This is a genomic window from Arthrobacter luteolus NBRC 107841 (assembly GCF_001552075.1).
Lineage (GTDB): Bacteria > Actinomycetota > Actinomycetes > Actinomycetales > Micrococcaceae > Arthrobacter_B > Arthrobacter_B luteolus.
Genome location: NZ_BCQM01000001.1, coordinates 495,469 through 515,623 on the forward strand (window position 1 = coordinate 495,469; position 20,155 = coordinate 515,623).

General features: G+C 66.9%; 20 protein-coding genes. 8 read left to right on the plus strand and 12 right to left on the minus strand.

Translation table 11 applies throughout. The features are described from left to right. Nucleotides 1-4: 4 nt before the first annotated feature. The 7 genes from AL3_RS02265 (at nt 5) to asd (ending at nt 6,605) form a co-directional block, all read left to right on the plus strand. Complete coding sequence (locus tag AL3_RS02265) at nt 5-1,063, plus strand: NUDIX hydrolase (RefSeq protein ID WP_083521369.1); 1,059 nt, start codon at nt 5-7, stop codon at nt 1,061-1,063. A gap of 104 nt (nt 1,064-1,167) precedes the next feature. Then, entirely contained in the window at nt 1,168-1,692 is a 525-nt protein-coding gene (locus tag AL3_RS02270; RefSeq protein WP_066296073.1) for a ferritin, read from the plus strand. An 80-nt stretch (nt 1,693-1,772) separates the two neighbouring features. Next, complete coding sequence (locus AL3_RS02275; protein ID WP_066296075.1) at nt 1,773-3,536, plus strand: hypothetical protein; 1,764 nt, start codon at nt 1,773-1,775, stop codon at nt 3,534-3,536. Beyond that, nucleotides 3,533-3,955, plus strand: coding sequence for a GntR family transcriptional regulator (locus AL3_RS02280; protein WP_066296077.1), 423 nt, complete (start codon nt 3,533-3,535; stop codon nt 3,953-3,955). Before AL3_RS02275 ends, AL3_RS02280 begins: the two co-directional genes overlap by 4 nt. Continuing rightward, entirely contained in the window at nt 3,952-4,758 is an 807-nt protein-coding gene (locus AL3_RS02285) for a thymidylate synthase (protein ID WP_066296080.1), read from the plus strand. Before AL3_RS02280 ends, AL3_RS02285 begins: the two co-directional genes overlap by 4 nt. Before the next feature lie 13 nt (nt 4,759-4,771). After that, complete coding sequence (locus tag AL3_RS02290; RefSeq protein ID WP_246168410.1) at nt 4,772-5,449, plus strand: dihydrofolate reductase; 678 nt, start codon at nt 4,772-4,774, stop codon at nt 5,447-5,449. A gap of 10 nt (nt 5,450-5,459) precedes the next feature. Further along, a complete protein-coding gene (gene asd / locus AL3_RS02295) occupies nt 5,460-6,605 on the plus strand; it encodes an aspartate-semialdehyde dehydrogenase (protein ID WP_066296083.1) in 1,146 nt (381 codons plus the stop codon). A gap of 70 nt (nt 6,606-6,675) precedes the next feature. Here asd and AL3_RS02300 read toward each other — a convergent pair whose 3' ends face one another. The 8 genes from AL3_RS02300 to AL3_RS02335 form a co-directional block, all read right to left on the minus strand. After that, on the minus strand, nt 6,676-7,917 hold the full coding sequence (locus AL3_RS02300; protein ID WP_066296087.1) for an MFS transporter: 1,242 nt from the start codon (nt 7,915-7,917) through the stop codon (nt 6,676-6,678). Between the two features lie 27 nt (nt 7,918-7,944). After that, entirely contained in the window at nt 7,945-8,430 is a 486-nt protein-coding gene (locus AL3_RS02305; protein WP_066296089.1) for a MarR family winged helix-turn-helix transcriptional regulator, read from the minus strand. 117 nt (nt 8,431-8,547) lie between these two features. Then, nucleotides 8,548-9,621 carry a UDP-N-acetylmuramate dehydrogenase gene (locus AL3_RS02310; protein WP_066297018.1) on the minus strand — a complete coding sequence of 358 codons (1,074 nt, stop codon included), beginning with the start codon at nt 9,619-9,621 and terminating at the stop codon, nt 8,548-8,550. 5 nt (nt 9,622-9,626) lie between these two features. Next, complete coding sequence (locus AL3_RS02315) at nt 9,627-10,058, minus strand: MaoC family dehydratase (RefSeq protein WP_066296091.1); 432 nt, start codon at nt 10,056-10,058, stop codon at nt 9,627-9,629. Between the two features lie 2 nt (nt 10,059-10,060). After that, nucleotides 10,061-10,510: an FAS1-like dehydratase domain-containing protein gene (locus AL3_RS02320; RefSeq protein ID WP_066296095.1), complete on the minus strand. Its 450-nt coding sequence runs from the start codon at nt 10,508-10,510 to the stop codon at nt 10,061-10,063. Next, the gene (locus AL3_RS02325) at nt 10,507-10,737 is read right to left on the minus strand and encodes a hypothetical protein (RefSeq protein WP_066296098.1); all 231 of its coding nucleotides are present in this window, start codon (nt 10,735-10,737) and stop codon (nt 10,507-10,509) included. The genes AL3_RS02320 and AL3_RS02325 overlap by 4 nt, the downstream gene beginning before the upstream one ends. Nucleotides 10,738-10,811: 74 nt before the next feature. Then, nucleotides 10,812-11,723 carry a hypothetical protein gene (locus AL3_RS02330; RefSeq protein ID WP_066296100.1) on the minus strand — a complete coding sequence of 304 codons (912 nt, stop codon included), beginning with the start codon at nt 11,721-11,723 and terminating at the stop codon, nt 10,812-10,814. A gap of 97 nt (nt 11,724-11,820) precedes the next feature. After that, nucleotides 11,821-13,014 carry an acyl-CoA dehydrogenase family protein gene (locus tag AL3_RS02335; RefSeq protein ID WP_066296102.1) on the minus strand — a complete coding sequence of 398 codons (1,194 nt, stop codon included), beginning with the start codon at nt 13,012-13,014 and terminating at the stop codon, nt 11,821-11,823. An 81-nt stretch (nt 13,015-13,095) separates the two neighbouring features. Here AL3_RS02335 and AL3_RS02340 point away from each other — a divergent pair, with 81 nt between their 5' ends. Then, on the plus strand, nt 13,096-14,610 hold the full coding sequence (locus AL3_RS02340) for a PucR family transcriptional regulator (protein WP_066296105.1): 1,515 nt from the start codon (nt 13,096-13,098) through the stop codon (nt 14,608-14,610). Between the two features lie 48 nt (nt 14,611-14,658). Here the strand turns inward: AL3_RS02340 and AL3_RS02345 are convergent, their stop codons facing one another. The 4 genes from AL3_RS02345 to AL3_RS02360 all read right to left on the minus strand — a co-directional run bounded on the left by AL3_RS02345 (nt 14,659) and on the right by AL3_RS02360 (nt 20,111). After that, entirely contained in the window at nt 14,659-15,882 is a 1,224-nt protein-coding gene (locus tag AL3_RS02345; RefSeq protein WP_083521419.1) for a CaiB/BaiF CoA transferase family protein, read from the minus strand. Nucleotides 15,883-16,132: 250 nt separating this feature from the next. Further along, the gene (locus AL3_RS02350; protein WP_246168409.1) at nt 16,133-16,645 is read right to left on the minus strand and encodes a type 1 glutamine amidotransferase domain-containing protein; all 513 of its coding nucleotides are present in this window, start codon (nt 16,643-16,645) and stop codon (nt 16,133-16,135) included. A gap of 156 nt (nt 16,646-16,801) precedes the next feature. Continuing rightward, nucleotides 16,802-18,772 carry an AAA family ATPase gene (locus AL3_RS18715; protein ID WP_174522106.1) on the minus strand — a complete coding sequence of 657 codons (1,971 nt, stop codon included), beginning with the start codon at nt 18,770-18,772 and terminating at the stop codon, nt 16,802-16,804. 787 nt (nt 18,773-19,559) lie between these two features. Beyond that, nucleotides 19,560-20,111: an Ltp family lipoprotein gene (locus AL3_RS02360; protein ID WP_066296114.1), complete on the minus strand. Its 552-nt coding sequence runs from the start codon at nt 20,109-20,111 to the stop codon at nt 19,560-19,562. Nucleotides 20,112-20,155: the final 44 nt, after the last annotated feature.

The window sequence follows — 20,155 nt, forward strand, 5'->3', positions numbered from 1 at the left end:
TTCCATGGGCTCCGCGCCCGCAGCGGATGGGCCGGGACCGGCCGCTTCGGCGCTCTCCCTCCCGGAGGACGGCCGGGATGCCCCGGAAGAGACGGCTGCCCTGCTGCTGGGTGAGACGCCCTACGCCTTGGATCTGTCCGGCGAGCCGAAGGTCGTGGCCGCCGGAGCTATCTGCTGGCGGGTGCAGGCCGACCAACTGGAGGTCCTGATGATCCACCGGCCGCGTTATGACGACTGGTCCTGGCCGAAGGGGAAGCTCGACGCCGGCGAAACGGTTCCTGAGTGCGCCGTGCGGGAGGTGCGGGAAGAAATCGGGCTCCACATCAGGCTGGGCATCCCGCTCCCCCAGACCCGGTATCCCGTGGCATCCGGCCTCAAAGCCGTGCATTACTGGGCCGCCCACGTGGAGTCGGCTAAACCGCGCCCCGATGGCAAGGAGGTCGACGGCGTACGCTGGTGCGCCCCCGAGGAAGCTGCCCGGCTGCTGACCAACCCCACCGACCGGCTGCCGCTGGAGGCCCTGGTGGCAGCGTACGAGGCTGGTGACCTGGCTACCTGGCCGCTGATCGTCGTCCGGCATGCGAAAGCCAAGCCCCGGTCCTCCTGGGCCCGGGCCGAGGGCGAACGTCCGCTCGCAGCCACCGGCCAGCGCCAGGCCAAGGCGGTGGCCCGCCTGCTGGTGGCCTGGAGCCCGGACCGGGTGGCCACGAGCCCCTGGCTCCGCTGCGTCCAGACCATGGGCCCCTACGTAAATGCGCGCAAGCCGAAGTTCAAGACAGTGGACGCCCTGACCGAGCACAGCGCCAAACGCAAGCCCGGCAAGGCCCGCGCCGCCGTCGACAGTCTGTTTGAGAAAGCCAAACCGGTGGCGCTGTGCACCCACCGGCCGGTCCTGCCCCTGGTTTTCGAAGTCCTGTCAGCGCACATGGCGGACGCGATGTCAGCCCGGCTTCCGGACAAGGATCCGTATCTGGTTCCAGGCGAGGCCGTAATCTGCCATGTCAGCCGGCGCAATCCGCGGCGGATCGTCTCACTGGAGCGGTACCGGCCCTTCGATGACTAGGGCTGCGGCGGCTGGGGAAACCCACAGGAGTGCTTAGCCTAGCCTTGGCGAGCTAAGCCTATCCGTCCTTTTCTGCGCAGGTCAGCACGCATATTGTTAGCGTCATGAGCAAATTCACTGAACTCCTTGAAGCCCAGATCGGTAACGAATTCAATGCCTCGCAGCAGTACGTGGCCATGGCCGTGTACTTTGACGGCGAGGACCTCCCGCAGCTGGCCCGCCACTTCTACGCGCAGTCAGTGGAAGAGCGGAACCACGCGATGATGCTGGTCCAGTACATGCTGGACCGGGACCTGCCCGTCCGGATTCCCGGGATTGAGCCGGTCAAGAACGATTTCACCGATGTGGTGGAGCCGATTTCCCTGGCCCTGGCCCAGGAAAAGCAGGTGACCTCCCAGATCGAGGCGCTGTTCGCGGCGGCCCGCACGGAAGGCGACGCCCTCGGCGAGCAGTTCATGCTGTGGTTCCTCAAGGAGCAGGTGGAGGAAGTCGCTTCCATGAGCACGCTGCTTGCCGTGGCCCGCCGGGCGGACAACCTGTTCGATCTGGAGAACTTCATGGCCCGCGAGCGCGTAGGCGACGGCGGCGACGACGCCGGTGCCCCCGAGGCCGCCGGCGGCGCTCTCTAAGGGTTGCCCTCAAACCCTTGACCCCCGGAGTTATGTATCAAATACTCGGTACATTCGATTCATAGCTCCGGGGGATCCTTATGGCAGCGGTTGTCCTATCCACACTCGGCACCCTGCTGTTCTGGGCGGTTGTCCTCACCCTGATGGTGCTGTCCGTCCGGCCCAAGCCGGGAACGGACGCCCGGACCGTCACTGAGGCCGCGCAAAAGTACGCCCGGCGGATCGGGATCGTTGCTTTGGCAACGGCTATGTGGCTCCCCGGTGTCCTGCGGCCCGCGCTCGTGGAAGTGAGCGGGGACCTGTGGTGGAACGGCCACTTCAGCATCCCCGCCGCGCTCCTGCAGCTGGGGCCGCCCACAGTCTTCGCACTCGCAGTCCTCGCCGTCGGTGAACTGACCTGGCCGCGGCCGCGTGGCGCTGTCCGCACCGCCGTCCTCCGGCACCGCAGCCTGCGCACGCTCGTGCCAAGGTATATGGCCTGCGTTGCCCTGATCTTCCTGGTCCTGGATCTGCTGCTCCTCGGGACCGTGCTTCAACGCGATCCGTTCTCGCCACCAGCCATGGCACTGCTGTTCGGGTGGCTGCCCTGGCTCCTGCTGACGGCCGGAGCCACGGCGGGAATCCTCAAACTCATCTCTGTGCGGCCCATGGTCCCAGGCACCACCGTGGAAGCGGACGCCGCACTGCGTCGGGCCTCGGCTCACCGGGTCCTGCGGGTGGCCGCCGCCCTCCTGATGTCATTGAACACCTCCGGTGCCATCTTCCTCTCCAACTACCCCACACCGCCTGGGCTGAGCCAGACGGGGGATGTCCTGAGGATTATCAGCCTGCCCCTCTTCTACGCCGGCCTGTTTGCCCTGCTGAAGCGCGCACCTCGGGTGCCGCTGCCCGAGGCTCCGGAGGACGAACCGCTGGGGCAAGCCGAAGCTCCCCCGCGGTCGCCGCTGGCGGTCAGGTCCCTTGCGGCGAGCCTGCGCCTCACCCTCGCCGGTCCCATCGCGGCCGCCGCAGCCGGATCGGTCCTATTCGCCCTGACCTGGCAGGACCGGGTCGGTGCGCTGCTGGCCGTGGCAGGCGGCGCGCTGGTGTTCCTGGTTCTGTCATTCTTCACGGATCGCTGGATTGCCCGGCGCACCGTGCGCCTCTGCAGCGGGAGCACCGGGAACATCGGGAACATCGGCGAGCTGGACCCGGAGGACCTGAATTTCCTCCGGCCGCCCCGCTGGCTGGGGTGGACCCCCACCGGTGCAGCCGCCGTCGTCCTGCTGATCCAGCTGGGCTCGGCGCTGATTGGTCCGTCGGTTGACCCGGCAGCCCGCGCCTATGCCGTGGATGCTGCCGCGAACGCATACGGCCCGCAAGGGACGAATCCCCCGGGCCTAACCATTGACACCATTGACATTGACCCGTTCTTTGACTGGCGCTTCGCCCTTTCCGCAGCCGTCCTGGTGCTGCTGCTGCCCGTGTTGACGGATTTCCTCTCCCGCCGGGTCCTGGAGCGTCCCGCTTTCCCGGAAGCAGACCGCACCGTGGACCTGCGCCTGCGCCGCGTGGCGCTCTTCCGGATCGCCCGGACCACAGCGGCTGCCAGTGTTGCGGCCGTGGGTGTCTCCATCTTCAACCTCTCGCTGCACAGCGCCTGGGCACACAGCTCATGGAACGGCATCGAACTCGAACCGCCGCTGACCTGGCTGGCACCGCTGGTCCAGCAGGCAGGCGCGGGGGCCTGGCTGTGGCTGCTGGCCGCGCTGGTCATTGCGCTGCGGCAGTTCGGCCCGTCCCACTTTCCGGACCTGCCGGGCTACGCCGACCGTGAGGACGTTCCTCCGGCCCTGCGGACATGAGCGCAGAGATCAGTGTGGATCTGGAGTCTCCAGTTCCTCCGTATGAGCAGATCCGCGGTCAGGTCAGCGCGCTGGCTGCTTCCGGCGTCCTCTCCCCCGGCGACCGGCTGCCCACCATCCGGATGCTGGCCGCGGACCTCGGCGTCGCGCCGGGCACCGTGGCCAGGGCCTACAAGGAGCTCGAAGCCGAAGGCACCGTCACCGCCATGCGCCGGCGCGGCACGGTCATCGCCCCGCGGCCGCCGGGAACACGGTCCGTGCAGGCCACGCCGCCGGAGCTCACCGCCGCCGTCGAGAACCTCCTCACACTCGCCCGCCGGCACGGCATCAGCGGCCCCGCACTGCTTCAGCTGCTGGGGACTGCATTGCGCTCTGTGCCCGGGGATCATCAACGCACGCCCACTACACTGGAGCAGTGACCACCATTCCCACACCGTACGAAGACCTGCTCCGCGACGTCCTGGCGAACGGGACCCAAAAGTCCGACCGCACCGGCACCGGCACCCGCAGCGTTTTCGGCCGGCAGATGCGCTTTGACCTCAGCACGTCCTTTCCGCTGATCACCACCAAGCGGGTGCATTTCAAGTCCGTGGCGCTGGAACTGCTGTGGTTCCTGCGCGGGGATTCGAATGTCCGCTGGCTGCAGGAACGCGGCGTCAGCATCTGGAACGAGTGGGCGGACGACGACGGCGAGCTGGGCCCGGTCTACGGTGTCCAGTGGCGCTCCTGGCCCACTCCGGACGGCGGGCAGATCGACCAGATCGAGAAGCTCATTAACGGGCTGAAGACGAACCCCGATTCACGCCGGCACATCGTCACCGCCTGGAATCCGGCAGAAGTGGAGAACATGGCCCTGCCGCCGTGCCACGCGATGTTCCAGTTCTATGTCGCGGACGGAAAACTCTCCTGCCAGCTCTACCAGCGCTCCGCGGACACGTTCCTGGGCGTCCCCTTCAACATTGCTTCCTACGCCCTGCTGACCCTGATGGTGGCGCAGCAGGTGGGCCTGGAGCCCGGTGAGTTTGTCTGGACCGGCGGCGATGTCCACATCTACGACAACCACATGGACCAGGTCACCGAACAGCTGTCCCGCGAGCCGTTCCCGTATCCTCAGCTGCGGCTGCGGCGGAAGCCGGCCAGCATCTTCGACTATGAGCTTGAGGACTTCGAGGTCCTGGATTACCAGCACCACCCCGGTATCAAAGCACCTATCGCCGTGTGAAAGGGCATTCGCCTTGAATGAGAAGAACAAGTCCGCTGCTTCCACCCGCTACTACCCTGCCGGCGATCCGGGGAAGCCTGGACTGGAGCTCGATGAGGCCCTGGCTGCCCGCGGGTTCGGCACAACGGGCGTGCCGCTGGTCGGGATGATCTGGGCTCAGACGGGCGACGGCGTGATCGGCAAGGACGGCGGGATGCCCTGGCACCTGCCGGAGGACCTGGCCCATTTCAAGGCCAGCACCCAGGGACATCCGGTGATCATGGGCCGGCGCACCTGGGAATCCTTCCCCGAGGCTTACCGGCCGCTGCCCGGCCGCACCAACATCGTGATCTCCTCCCGCCCGGGACTGGCAGCCGAGCTCGGCCCCCAGGGCGCCGTCGTCGTCCCCTCCCTGGAAGCCTCCCTGGAAGCTGCGGAGGGCAGCGAAGGCAGCAGCCAGATCTGGATCGTGGGCGGGTCCCAGCTGTACGCCGCAGCTGAACCGCTGGCTGATGTTGCAATCGTCACGGTGATCAACACGGAGACCGAGGGGGACAGCTATGCGCCCCGGCTGGGACCGGACTGGACCTTTACCGCCGTCAGCCCTGCCCAGGACTGGTATACCTCCGCCAACGGGCTGCAGTACCGCATTGCCCTGTGGACCCGGAACCGCGGCGTAACCGATCAGGACAGCGGCCAGCCACTGGCCTAGACTGATTCCCATGACATCAGCAGCTACCTCTGTTCCCACCGCGGGCTTCGTCGGCTGGCGGGGCATGGTCGGTTCCGTCCTTATGCAGCGCATGCAGGATGAAGGCGATTTCGACCTGATCAACCCCGTCTTCTTCTCCACCTCGAACGCGGGCGGCCAGGCACCGGCCTTCGCCCAGGGTGCCGGCACCCTGGAAGACGCGTACGACATTGAGACTTTGGCCAAGCTGCCGATTATCGTCACCACCCAGGGCGGCGACTACACCGCCGAGGTCTACCCCAAGCTGCGCGACGCCGGCTGGGACGGCCTGTGGATCGATGCCGCCTCCACGCTGCGCATGGATGACAGTGCGATCATCGTGCTGGATCCGGTCAACCGCGACGTCATCGACGCCGGGCTGGCCCGGGGCGTAAAGAACTTCGTGGGCGGCAACTGCACCGTGTCCTGCATGCTGATGGGCCTGGGCGGGCTGTTCCGCAACGGGCTCGTTGAGTGGGGCACCTCCATGACCTACCAGGCAGCCTCCGGCGGCGGCGCCCGCCATATGCGTGAACTGCTGAACCAGTTCGGCACCCTGAACTCCGCCGTCGCGGCCAACCTGGCCGATCCGGCGTCGGCCATCCTGGAAATCGACCGCGCGGTCCTGGCCCAGCAGAAGGATCCGTCCATGGATGCTTCCCAGTTCGGGGTTCCGCTGGCCGGTTCCGTCATCCCCTGGATCGATGCTGACCTGGGCAACGGGCAGTCCAAGGAAGAGTGGAAGGGCGGAGCGGAGACCAACAAGATCCTCGGCCGCCATACCGCTGAAGCTGCCAGGATTCCGTTCGACGGTCTCTGCGTCCGCATCGGTGCCATGCGCTCCCACTCCCAGGCCCTGACCCTGAAGCTCACCGAAGACCTTTCCATCGGCGAGATTGAGCGGATCATCGACGCCGACAACGAGTGGGCAAAGGTGGTTCCGAACACCAAGGAAGCCACCATGGCGCAGCTGACCCCGGTAGCGGTCACTGGCACGCTGGACATTCCCGTGGGCCGGATCCGCAAGCTGGAAATGGGTCCGCAGTACATCAGCGCCTTCACCGTCGGCGACCAGCTTCTCTGGGGCGCGGCCGAGCCGCTGCGCCGGATGCTGCGCATCGCGACCGGAAACCTGTAGCCCCGCAAAACGCGAAAAGCGGCCGTTTGGAGTTCCAAACGGCCGCTTTTTCGCTGTCCCGGGCCGGGCGTCAGTCTGCGCCGACGGCGGCAGCTTCCTCCGGCACGGTGTGCGGATCCGGGTCGCCGGCCTCCTGGCGGAGCAGCAGCAGCCCTGCGGCTAAGGCACAGCAGATGGCACCCACCCAGAACGGGGCCCGCAGGCCCAGCCACCCGGCCACGTGGCCCACCAGCACGGCGGAAACTGCTCCGCCGAACCAGCGCAGGAAGTTGTAGCCGGCGCTGTTGACGGCGCGCGGGGCCGTTCCCGAACTCATGGCGGTACCGGTGAAGAGGGTGTTCAGGATGCCGGAGAAGATACCGGACACAATGATCCCGATGACCACAACGGTCTTGTTGCCCACGGCCATGGCGAGCAGGACCAGGGCGTAAATCAGCACGGCGAGGACGGCTCCTCCGCGTTCGCCGAACCACCGGGCCACCTTGGGGGCAAGCACCACGCCGGAGACTGCCACGCACAGGCCCCAGCCGAAGAAGACGAAGCCCACGTAGAAGGCGCCTTCCTCCAGGACGAAGGGCGCCCAGGCGATGATGGCGAAGAACGCCGCCGTGTAGAAGGCCGATCCCAGGGAGGTCAGGAGCAGGTTGCGGTTGCGCAGGGCCAGGAGCGGGTCGATGAGCCGGATCCGCTGACGCTCGGCCTTTCCCTTGTCCTTGGCCAGCATGGTGGCGCAGAGGATGACACCAACAGCCATCAGCACGGCGGTGCCGGCGAACGGACCGCGCCAGGAGATGGTGCCCAGTGCGGCACCCAGGAGCGGCCCGACGGCGAGTCCGACGCCGAGGGCGGCCTCATACAGCAGGATGGCGCCGGCCTGGCCGCCGGCCGCTGCGCCGACGATAACCGAGAGGGCCGTGGCGATGAAGAAGGCGTTACCCAGTCCCCAGAGGGCGCGGAGCCACACCAGCGCCTCGATGCTGTTCACCAGGGAGCAGGCTCCGGCGGCCAGCACAATCAGCACCAGGCCGGTGATGAGCGTCCGTTTGGCTCCGAACCGGTAGGACATCACGCCGGTCAGCAGCATGGCCACCACCTGGACGCCCAGGTAGGAGCCGAAGAGCAGCGTGGTTTCTGTGGGCGACGCTCCCAGTTCTTCCGTGATGGTGTTGAGGATGGGATCAACCAGTCCGATGCCCATAAAAGCGATCACGGCGGCAAAGGCAGTAACCCACACCGTTTTCGGCTGCCCCCGCAGCGCATCCGTAAGCCGCGGATGTGCCGGATGGGGTTCAGTGGCTGCGGCTTTGCTCATATGCTTGTTTGCCTTTCCGGTTGCGTGTTAGTTCTCTTCGTCATCCGCGGGCACGGCTCCGGCCCGGTCCCCTGCGGGCCCCGTCCCCAGCGCCAGCAGGCGCCCTATGGCCGGAACCGCACTCTCCAGCAGCCTGCGGTCTGCCTCGGGCAGGCGCTCGAGCAGCAAAGCGAAGGCCTGGTTCCGCCGGGTCACCAGCTCCTGCACCTGCTTCCGGCCCTTCCCGGTCAGATCAATGACGACCGCCCTGCGGTCCGCAGGGTCCGCCCGGCGCTCGACCAGGTCCAGTTTGACCAGGCCGTTGACCACCGACGTGGCGGACGGGAGCTGAACGCCTTCCAGCGCTGCCAGCTCGCCCATCCGCAGGGGGCCACGGTCCACCAGAGTGGTCATCGTGGAGGACTGCGACGCCGTCAGGTCCCACCCCGGAAGACGCCGGCGGCTCAGATGGTAGAGCCGGGGCAGCATCGGGCGCAGCTGCCGGGATAGTTCGAGGGAATCATCGAAGCTCATGGTTAGAAAGTCTAACTATTCAAGAGCCGAAGTTTAAATCAGTGCGGAGTCCATGCCCCCTGCGGCAGCAAAAAAGCGGCCGCCCGGAGATCCGGACGGCCGCTTACAGCAGGTGGTTTACAGGGAGCAGTTGATCAGCAGCGGCTCCGGCTGCAGCCGGATACCAAACGCCTGTTCGACGCCGTCGGCCACCGCACGGGCGATCGCCAGCAGGTCCTGTGCCGACGCATCGCCGCGGTTGGTCACGGCGAGGGTGTGCTTAGCGGACAGGGAAGCCCGGCCGCCGGCGATCCCACTCCCCGGGTTTCCGGGCAGTCCGAAACCTTTGCCGAAGCCCGCATGCTCGATCAGCCAGGCGGCACTGAGTTTAACCATGCCCGGTTCGGCAACCGGGTAGCGCGGCGCCTCGGCGGGGAGCCTGTCCGCGTCCGGAGCCGGAAGGATGGGGTTGGTGAAGAAGGAACCGGTGCTGTGGGTATCGGGATCGGCAGGGTTCAGGACCATGCCCTTGCCGGCTCGCAGTCTAAGCACTTCGCGGCGGACATCCGTGGCGTCGGCGCTGTCTCCAACTTCCACACCGAGCGCCCGGGCCAGCTCGGCGTAGCGGATCGGTGCACTGGCTGTGCCTTGGGTGAGAGAGAACTCCACGCTCAGCACAACATAGCGGGGCGAACCGTTGACGGTGGTGCGTTTCAGGAGGGAATCGCGGTAACCGAATTCCAGTTCCGCGGCGCCGAAGCGGCGCAGCTGCCGGGTTTCGCGGTCCCAGGTCTGCACGGAGACGATGCTGTGGGAAACGTCGGCTCCGTAGGCACCCACGTTCTGCACCGGCGTCGCTCCGGCCAGGCCCGGGATGCCGGAGAGAGCTTCCAGCCCGGAATACCCCTCGGCCACGGTGTGGGCGACGAGCTCATCCCAGGGATGGCCAGCCTGGGCTTCGACGACTGCGGTGCCGCCCTTGCCGTTCCGGATGGTTACTCCGCGGTTCCCGACATGCACTACTGCACCGTCAAAGCCGGTGTCGGAAATCAGCAGGTTGGATCCTCCACCCACCAGCAGAAGCGGTTCGGACGCCTCGTCCGCCGCCCGGACCATACCGATGAGCTCATCCGGCGTTTCGGCCAACAGATAGCGCCGCGCGGGTCCGCCCACGCGGGATGTAGTCAGTGATGCCAGCTGCATCGAGGTCAGTGCGCTCACCAGATCCGGACGACCGCCTGCGCTTTGACCAGAACCTTCTGGCCGTTGAAGGTGACAGTCAGATCCACCCGCGCGGTGGAGTTGTCGGCGTCGAGTGCCCCGATCGTGCCGGTGACGTTCACAACCGCACCGGGAGCATCGTCGAAGTCCTCGACGAGCACCGGCCGGGTGAAGCGGGTCTGGTAGTCCAGCACGGCCCCGGGATCGCCGATCCAATCGGTGACCAGCTGGACGGCAGCGCCCATGGTGAACATACCGTGCGCGATCACGCCGGGCAGTTCCACCGACCGGGCGAACCGCTCGTTCCAGTGGATCGGGTTGAAGTCGCCGGAGGCACCGGCGTAGCGGACCAGGTCCGCCCGGCTGATCTCCAGCGTGGTGCTGCCGATTTCCTGGCCGGCTGCCAGTTCACTGAGTGCAATGGACATGGTTACTGGCCCTCTCCCCGGACGAGGATGGATGAGACGGTGGTGGCGACCCTTTCGCCTTCCAGCGTGGAGATTTCCGCACGGGTGCTGATCAGGGCGCCGTCGCCCATGGCACGCACGGAGTCGACGTGAAGTTCAGCCACCAGTTCGTCGCCGGCCACAATGGGCCGGTGGTGGGTGAACCGCTGGTCGGCATGGACCACGCGGGAGAAATCGATCCGGGCCTCAGGATCGTTGATCAGCTGGGCGTCGGCCTGCTGGGCCACGATGATCGCGAACGTCGGAGGGGCGACCAGGTCTGCATAACCGAGCTTCTCCGCGGCGGCGGTCTCGAAGTGCGCCGGATGGGTCGCTTTCACCGCACGGGCGAACTCGCGGATTTTCTCCCGCCCCACCTGGTAAGGCTCCCCCGCCGGGTAGCTGCGGCCCTGCAGGTCGGGGTTGATGCTCATTTGTTTCCCTTCATCCGGCGTTTGGCGTCGCGGGCACGCACCACCATACCGCTGAGGTGCGCGCTCATGCCCACCACGATCACCGGCAGGGCAAGGTACATAATGATCTGCTGGTTGGTCACCGCCCCGAGGAGGACCATCAGGATTCCGGCGCCCGTCACGGAGAGCGCAATGACGACCAGACGGCGGTACAGCGGAGATCCGGTTTCCCAAGGGGTGTTAAGCATAGTTTCAGAATACAGTCGGGGCCCCGGCGTTACCGAAACCGTGTGGCCGGCGCCGCACCGAAGCAGCCGGGCGTTTAGAAGAGCGATTCCTGCAGGGCAGGCAGCGCAGTGCGGAACCGGCCCAGTTCCAGCCGCTGCCCCTTGAGCTGGGTGAGGTCCGCCAGGAATCGGAGCACCGCGCTGTCCGTCGACACCAGCGCGGTGCTGCCCAGCAGGCCGTGGAGCAGCAGGCCGTGCTCACCGGATGCCAGCGGCAGCGGATAGATTCCCGCGCCGCCGTGGCCCAGCACCGCATCAAAGGCAGCCGGACGGGGCCAGGAATCCTTGACCACCTGGAAGCCTTCGGGGTCCAGGGTGAAGAGCAGCGCCCGGGCGGCATCCGCGTGGGCGGTGTTGATGTCCGTGATGGATTCTGCCGGAAGCGGAGCTGCCAGCGACGCACATTTTGCCCCGGACCGCACGGCCTGGGTGAGGCCGAGGCCGGAGGACACCGTGTCCTCCAGGATCCGCACCCGCAGCCCATCCGCGGCCCGGGCCACGTACTGGGCCGCAACGGCGCCCTGCTCCGTCAGGCGCAGCACCCTCCGTTGGTCTGCTGCGGTTCCTACCTTGGTGGTGCCGTCGGCAAAGGTGGCGATATACAGCCACTGCGGCCGGGAAAGATAGCTCCGCAGCCCGGTAGGGAGGGGCCCGCCGCGGTGGCTGTTGTGCACCAGCCGGCCCTCATCGCGGGCAAAGCAGCTCCCGCACTGGTAACCGCGTTCAGCCGGGGCCTGTGCCGGGCAGGGGCGGGACCCGCGGCCGGTTTCCCGCACCAGGTCATAGCCCAGGCAGTACCGCGGTGACCCGGGCTGGATCCGGAAACGCAGTTCGGTGCCGGGGTCCAGCCGCAGCGGGTGCGTGCTGCCGCCGGGTGTCTGCAGCCTGAGCGCCGCGCCGCCGTCGTCCCAGGCCGTGCCGGCGCACAGGCAGCGAAGGTCACTCATCAAAGCGGACGGTCATTCGTGCACGGCCTCCGGGCGCGGAAAGGGGTGGGGCAACATTTCACGGTACCCCACCCGTTGCCGCCGGCTTCTGCTGGAATCAGCGGAACGCGGGAAGACCGGTGAGCCGCTGCCCCAGGATCAGGGTGTGGACCTCATCGGTCCCTTCGTAGGTGCGGACCGACTCCAGGTTGTTCGCGTGGCGCAGCGGTGAGTAGTCCAGGGTGATGCCGTTGCCGCCGAGGATCGTCCGGGCCTCCCGCGCGATGGCGATGGCCTCACGGACGTTGTTGAGCTTGCCGACGGAAATCTGGTGGTTCTGCAGGGTTCCGGCGTCCTTGAGCCGGCCCAGGTGCAGGGCAAGCAGGAATCCCTTGTTGATTTCCAGGGCCATGTCCACGAGTTTCTGCTGGGTGAGCTGGTAGCCCGCCAGGGGTTTGTCGAACTGCAGCCGGTCCTTGGAGTAGGCGAGGGCGGCCTCGAAGGAGTCCCGGGCCGCTCCCATGGCGCCCCAGATAATGCCGTAGCGGGCTTCGTTCAGGCAGGAGAACGGACCGCGCAGGCCCTGCGCGTCAGGGAGCAGCGCGCCGGCCGGGAGGCGGAGGTCAGTGAGTTCGATCTCGCACTGGATGCTGGCCCGCATGGAGAGCTTCGGCTCGATCGGTGTGGCGGAGAACCCCCTGGTTCCGGTGGGAACAACAAAGCCGCGGATGCCGCCGTCTGTCTGTGCCCAGATCACGGCTACGTCCGCCACATTGGCCAGGCCGATCCAGCGCTTCGTTCCGTTCAGCACCCAGTCTTCGCCGTCCCGCCGGGCGAAGGTCTTCATGGCGGACGGATCGGAGCCGGCCGTGGGTTCGGTCAGGCCGAAACAGCCAATCAGCTCACCCTTCGCCATGCCGGGCAGCCACCGGGACTTCTGCTCCTCGGAACCCCATTTGGCGATGGCGCTCATCGCCAGGGAGCCCTGCACCGAAACAAACGTCCGCAGCCCGGAATCGCCTGCCTCAAGTTCGGCTCCGGCAATGCCGTACTCCACCGCTGTGCGTCCGGCGCAGCCGTAGCCCTGCAGGTGCATCCCCAGCAGGCCAAGCCTGCCCAGCTCCGGGACGATCTCCAGCGGGAAGTGCGCTGCCTCGAACCAGCCGGCAATATTCGGGCGGATCGCGTCGTCCACGAAGGTCCGCACCGTGGATCGCAGGGCCAGCTCCTCGCCGCTGAGCAGGGAATCGAAGTCAATCAGGTCAGCAGGTTCCAGGGTTTCCCCCGTGGCAGCAGATGCAGTTTGGGTCATGAGCCCACGCTACGGTCGCCGGCGACATGCGTCATTGAGCATTCCGGCCACACTGGCAGCAGATGACGGATGATTTGTCCTATGGTTTCACTCACTGAGCTCAGCATTGCCCTCGGATCCAGCCTGGTGCCCGTGAGCCGCCGGACCCTCCCGTCCCGTCAGCTCACCGGCGTCCACGTATCCGAGCTTGAGGATCCCACTCCGTATCTGGAAGGCGGGGAGCTCCTCCTGACCACGGGTATGCCGCTGGGCGGTTCCCCCTCCGCCGCAGCCGGCTATGTGGCCAGGCTCCGGGCAAGGGGTATCCACGCCCTGGGGATCGGACTCGGCCCCTGGCTGGAGCAGGTTCCGGCGCAGCTGGCCGAGGCCTGCGACGAGGCCGGAATCCACCTGCTGACCGTGCCCGACGGCGTGCCCTTCCAGCAGGTCTCCCGCGCCTTCTGGGGTCTTTCAGCCCGCAGCGGGCAGGCCGACCTGCTCGGCAGCCTCGGCACCCAGACCGCCCTCGCGCAGGCGACGATGCGGCCGGATGGAACCTCCGCCGTCGTCCGTGGGCTGGCGCAGGCCCTGGGCGGCTGGGCTGCCTTCCTCCCGGCGGATCAGGGACCGGCCCGGTACTGGCCGGAAAGCACTGGATCCCTCCTGCCCCTGCTGCGGACCGAAACCATCCGGCTGAACCGGGCCGGCACGCATTCTGCCGCGACGTTCGAAATCCATGGGCAGGCCGTTGTGGAGTATCCGATTCCGGTGAGCGGGCGCACCGGGAGGATCCACGGCTTCCTCGCGGTTGGTCCGGGGCGGAAGCTCACTGCGGCGGACCGCCAGGTCATTATGACCGTCTGCACGCTCCTGGCACTGAAGGCCAGGCAGCGCGAAGCCGCCTCCGGCACCACCTCGGCACTGGCTTCAGCCGCGGCCAAGCTGCTGCTGCACGGGCATCCGGAAGCAGCCCGGCTCCTCGCCGAGGAGGTTGGGCTGGCCGAGCTTCCACAGCGGGTGCGGGTACTGGCGCTTCCGTCCGACGGCGCCGATGCCCCGGAGCTGGTTCGGAGTGCCCGGGCACTGGTCCCCGAGGGCGGCGTGCAGCCGCTCCCCCGGGCTCTGGCGGCATGCTCCCTCCGGTACGAACGCGAGGGGGTCCTCTATGTCCTGCTTCCAAACGACGGGTTACCTGCGGAAGCTGACGCGGGACCGGACACCGCTGTCATCGCGGCAGAGACCGCGGTTCCCGGGCGGGGAGGCGTCGTCAGTGAACCGGTTTCCCTGGGTGAGGTGGCGGGCCTGATTCCGGGGCTGCGCCGCGCGCTGGGCCAGGTTCCCCCGGGCGTGCTGGCCGGCACCGGCAATCCGCACCACGCCGCGGCGCAGGCCTGGGTGCAGAAACTGGCGCAGTATCCGCGGGCTGATCTGGTCGGCACCGTCGCCGAGTACCTGCGGCACCGGGGACACTGGGAAAACACCTCCCGTGCCCTGGGCGTGCACCGCAACTCGCTGCGGCACCGCATCGGGATCGCTGTTTCCCTGCTGGGTGTGGATCTGGATGATCCGGATGTCTCCGCGCCGCTGTGGCTGGAGCTGCGCCAGTACGAGCGGTAGCCAACCGGCTGCTCCGGGGCCGGCAGGCCCACCCCGCCAGCGCTGAGGCTATCGCTGCGCTGGCAGGCCCGCCTCCGCCCCAGTGGTTTCCGTCATCGCTTCCGCAGCGCCGTCCGTCCTGTCCTGCAGCCAGGCCACCACTTCGCCGGTGTGCTGGCCGAGCCGCGGCGGGGCCTCTGCCCGGGGCGCCAGGGGCGGATCCCAGAGCGCGGGATGCCGGATCTGCCGTCCGGCGGCCTGTCCGGAGGAATCCCGCACTTCCATGGTGGGCTGCAGGCCCAGCGACGCGGCATAGGCGATGCCCTCATCGATTCCGGCAACCCTCCCGGCGGGGACTCCGGCACCGGTCAGGCGCTGCTGCCAGACGGCGGCCGGTGCGGTTTCCAGCAGCTCCTCGAGCAGGGGAATCAACACGTCCCGGTGCTCCACCCGCGCGCTGTTCGTGGCGAAACGTGGGTCCTCAGCCAGTTCGGGCGCCCCCAGCTCTGCAGCCAAGCGGGCAAACTGGGAGTCATTTCCGCAGGCGACGGCCAGCGGCCCGTCGGCGCAGCCCAGCAGCTGGTACGGCACGATCGAGGGGTGCGCGTTGCCCATCCTGGCCGGAACTGACCCGGCCCCGAGATATGCCTGGGCCTGGTTCGCCAGGGCGCCCTGCAGGCTGGAGAGCAGGTTCAGCTGGATGTGGCTGCCCCGGCCGGTGCTGCGGCGGGACTGCAGCGCGGCAAGAACGGCAATGGCGGCGTCCTTAGCGGTCAGTACGTCCACCAGCGCCACTCCGGCCTTCATGGGCGGCCCGTCAACCTCGCCGGTGATACTCATCAGACCGCCCAGGGCCTGGACCACAAAATCGTAGCCGGGAAGGTCCCGTCCGCCTTCAGCGCCGAACCCCGAAATGGAGACGCAGATGAGGCCCGGATTCTCTGCGCTGAGTTCCGGGTACGCCAAGCCCAGCCGGGCAAGGCCGCCCGGCTTGAAGTTCTCCACCAGCACGTCCGCGCGGAGGGCGAGCTCCCGCGCCAGCCGCCTGCCGCCGTCGTCGTTCAGATCAAGGCACACGGACTCCTTGTTCCGGTTCACGGACTCGAAGTAGGTGGCACCGGTTTCCGACCAGGGCGGCCCCCAGCTGCGTGTGTCATCGCCGGCACCGGGGCGTTCCACCTTGATCACCCGGGCACCCAGGTCGGCGAGCGTCATGCTGCACAGCGGACCGGCCAGGACCCGGGAGAAATCGGCTACCAGGATTCCCTCGAGCGGACGCTGCCCGTCTGTCACGGCAGAGCCGCCGGCGGCGGGTTCCTCCGGTACGGGTTCTTCGCTGGGCACAGACACGCTCCCCTTCGCTAGGCCCGGGAGGCTGATTTCCCCGGATGTTTCCACCCTAGGCAGTGGGCCGGAAAAGCGCAGGGACTTCTCATCCAACAGTGCTGGACAACCTGCACAGGACCAGAAGCCGGTTTAGACAGCAGTCCGCCCCGGCTGCCACAGGGTATCCCGGGCAGCCGGGGCGGAAATGCGTGCAGGCCTAGGCGTGCTGGCCGGCGTGCTGGCCTTCGGAGATTTCCTCTACGACCTTGTCGTTGAAGGCCGGAAGATCATCCGGCGTGCGGCTGGTGACCAGGCCCTGATCCACGACTACCTCCTCGTCGGACCAGTTCGCGCCAGCGTTGCGCAGGTCCGTGGCGAGGGTGTGGAAGGATGTCAGGTCCCGCCCCTTGACCACGCCGGCGTCGATCAGCAGCCAGGGGCCGTGGCAGATCGCCGCCACCGGCTTGCCGGCTTCGAAGAAGTTCCGGGTGAACCGCCGCGCGTCTTCGTTTACGCGCAGGTAGTCGGCGTTGATCACGCCGCCGGGGAGGACCAGTGCGTCAAAGTCCGCAGCGTTGGCCTTGGCAACGTCCAGGTCAACGGTGAACGTATCTGCCTTGTCCACACCGTTGAAGCCCTGGAGGGTGCCGCTGGCCGGCGAGACCAGCACCGGCTGGCCGCCGGCCTGCTTCACCGCATCCCAGGGGCTTGTAAGTTCAATCTGCTCCACACCGTCCGTGAGCAGGAAAGCGACCTTCTTGCCGGAATATCATGTGCTGACATTTTGCCTCCGTTCGTGGGTCAGGCGGTCCGGCCTGGACCGCCGCTGCCTTCCACCCTAGGAACAAGAGCCAATACTAAGCAAGCTGACGAATTAATCTTTTTGCTACAGGCCCTCGGCGACGGCGGCGGCAGCCTTCAGCCAGGCCCGCTGGGTTGCCGGCCGCAGGGAGGCGTACCGGATCTGGCCCTTCACCAGCGCGGGGTCATAAGGAATGGTCACAGCGGCCCGGGCCAGCACCTTAAAGGCTTCGGCCACCCGGCGGGCCTGGGCTTCGGTGCCGTTGCGGTCAGCCTGGGAGACAATCACGACGGCGCCGCGCGCCAGCTCGGCGGAGCGTCCACCGCGTTCCTGGAGCGCCTCCAGCAGCAGGGCCCCAGCCTCGGCATGCTCTTCGACGGTGGTCGTCGCGATGACCAGCTGATCGGTGTGGTCAATCATCCGCAGCCAGCGCTCGGCACTTTCGTCATTGCCGGAGTCCACGATGTTCAGCCGGAAGTATTTCGAGGCCACTTCATGCAGGGCATCGAAGTCTGCCTGGGTGACCTTCTGCTCGGAGGCCAGGACATTCGGATTCGAGCGGAGGACGTCGTACTTGTCATCGGTCTGGTGGTGCACAAACCGGGCGAGCATCGCCGACTGCGCCACCGGTGAGAGCAGCAGTCCGGTCTCCGGGAGCAGGTCCATAACGGTGGAATCGTGCTGCGCCTGTTCCGTGCGCCAGCCGAGGGTTCCGCGGGTTTCATTGTTGTCCCACGCCAAAACCGGCCCGCCGCCGTTGCGGGCAAACAACGCTGCCAGCATCACCGTGGTGGGGGTCTTATTGGCTCCGCCCTTGCCGTTCACCACGGAAATGGTCCGCGGTCCCGGCCAGTGCTGGCTGACGGCACGGGTGTCCCGCCGTTCGGCGAGCTCCTTCGAGGACGGTGCGATGCGCAGTCCCATAGAGGCCAGGAAGCCGCGGAATCCGCGTGCTGCTGGAATCTTCGCGGTGCCGGTGTCCAGGAAGGTCGCCCGGCGGACGTCGTTAGGCTCCCCGCGGACGGCAAGGCGCGTGCGTTCGCGCAGGTCCGCGGGCATCTGGGCGGGGGCCGGGGGCAGCACCGCAACCTCGGCCGCGGGGCGCGCGGTGCCGTCTTCCACGGGTGCTTCAGCATCGCCGGAGGCGGCAGGGGCATCGGAGGGAAGAGCACCTCCGGAAGGGGCGGCGTCCTCGGAAGGGGCAGCGCCCCCGGAAGGGAAAGCGTCATCAGCGGGCCCCGAACCGTCCACGAGGGGAAGTTCTTCGGAGTTGACCGGCGGTTCAGCCGGGGGCTGAGGAAGGACGGCGGGGAAAACCGACGCCGGAAGATCGCTCAGCAGCGGAATCCGGGACATGCCGGCCGTCGCCGGTTCCGGGCCGTCCCAGGCATAGGTGGGCGCTTCCGGTGCGGGCACCTGTTCCAGCTCTCCGGCACCCCGGGCCGGTTCCGTTTCGTTCGGGAACTCGTTTGGCAGTTCCTCGCCGGAAGGCAGCCCACTGGCCGGCTGCACCGACTCGGTTTTTTCCGCGGCGTCGGTTTTCTCCACGGAGTCGGTTTCTTCCACCGAGTCAGATTCTTCAACAGGGGCGGCGTGCTCGGTAGAGATGTTCGTATCGCTTTCAGTTGTCGATGCACCCGCGCCGGGCGCCCCCACGCCAGCACCGGCCAATTCTGCCTGGGTGTCGGGTCCCACGGCCCCGTGGTTTTCCTGGACAGCGGATCCGGCTTCCGTCCATTCGCGTAATTCATACGCAGGTTCGGTTTCCCCGCGGCCCTGGGCTGCACGGCTCCGGCGTCCGCTCACGGCCGGCGCGGCCGCGGTCCCGCCGTCATCCTGACCGTGGTCCCGGACGCTGGTGTCCCAACCACTGGTGTTCTGCACGGCCTCCCAAGCGCCCTCAGCCGGAGCGTCCGCGGGCGCAGCAGCAGCCGCGTCGTCCCCGTCCGGTGCCTGGTCTTCGGTCTGTGCGGCCAACCGGGCCTCCGCGGCCCGGCGGCCCCGCCGGGTGGACAGAGGCTCGGGTTGTCCCGGGGCGGGCAGGTTTTCAGTCATCGGGTCTGCATCTTTCGTTCCGTGCTCGGTGCGATTGATCGGGACGGTGTGCTCTTCTCCCAAACGATCCTACAAGCCCATGCCCTTCACCGACGGCCCGCGGGGCCGGGAGTTGAGCTCGGTGATCATGAGTCTGGCTGGAACTTCATTGCCAACACCTTCGGTTCCAACCTGGCCAGCACCCCTTCCAGCGCATTGCGTTCTATCTCCATGGACAACTACGTCATCTCCGAGAATAGGTCCCGCGGATTCACCACACGACTGGCCTCGGGCTTCTGTGATTTTGAATGGACTAAGCAGAGATAGGGGCCCGAAGCATTACGGTGTTGTTTCTTACGTTGACGCCGCGCGAACCCATCATTTTCATTTTATCGGACCGTACAACGGGGAAATTACACGAAGCTTCGAGGTTGCTTGGCATTGTCAGGCCGCCTCCGCATCCCCGTCATTCTCATCGGAAAGGTGAGGCGCCTTTCGTCGTTATGTCATCGCCGGCTGACGACCGCTCACCGTGAACAAAGTGGATGCCAGGGGCCAGCAAGGGACTCCACAGCGGGCGTGATAACCATCCTCCCGGGAACGTCGCCCACGCCCAGCACAGGCACGAACTTTACATCCGCGTCCGATTCCCCAAACAGCCGTCAAAAGGATCCCGCGGGACGAATCAAACTGGAGAGACCCCTACGACCTGCCGGAGTGAAGAACGCGCCCACACTCCAAACGCAACGTGCCCCATTCCCAGTGAGGGAGTGGGGCACGTTCTTTGTTCAACCCGAATGGGTGGACCTTACTTGAGGTTGGTCACCGCGTAGTCAGCCTCTTCAGGAGTAAATTTGCCGCCGTACTCGCTGGTGAGCTGATCGCGGACCGCCTCGGGCGACAGTGCCATAGTGTCCTGGTAGCTCTGGCCCTGCTCCAGCGCGTTGACCTTGAAGTCGGCCTTGACGTTGTCAATGGCGTACTGAGCTGCCTCAGCAGTGAACTTACCGCCGTACTCGCTGGTCAGCTGATCGTAAAGACCGGCCTTGCTCAGGTGCATCATGTCCGAGTAGGTCTGCGCCTGCTTCAGTGCGGACTTGTACTCGCTGGGCACGTCCGCAGCCGTGGGCGTGGCCTCGGCCGGGGCAGGAGCTGCCGGGGCGGGAGCGGCTTCCGTTGCGGGGGCATCCGAAGCTGCAGCGGACGGGGTTGTCGCCGGCGCACTGTCAGCAGCCGACTCCTTATCGCCACCCCCACCAAGGACGCTCGCGAAGATGATGACGACCAGGATGGCCAGCAGTACCCACGGCCATTTCTTCTTCTTTTTAGCCGGTGCCGACTGCACAGTTTCAGTGCTCAAAATTCCCCCATAAGTGAGTGATAGATCAGATCGAAATAAGTGTG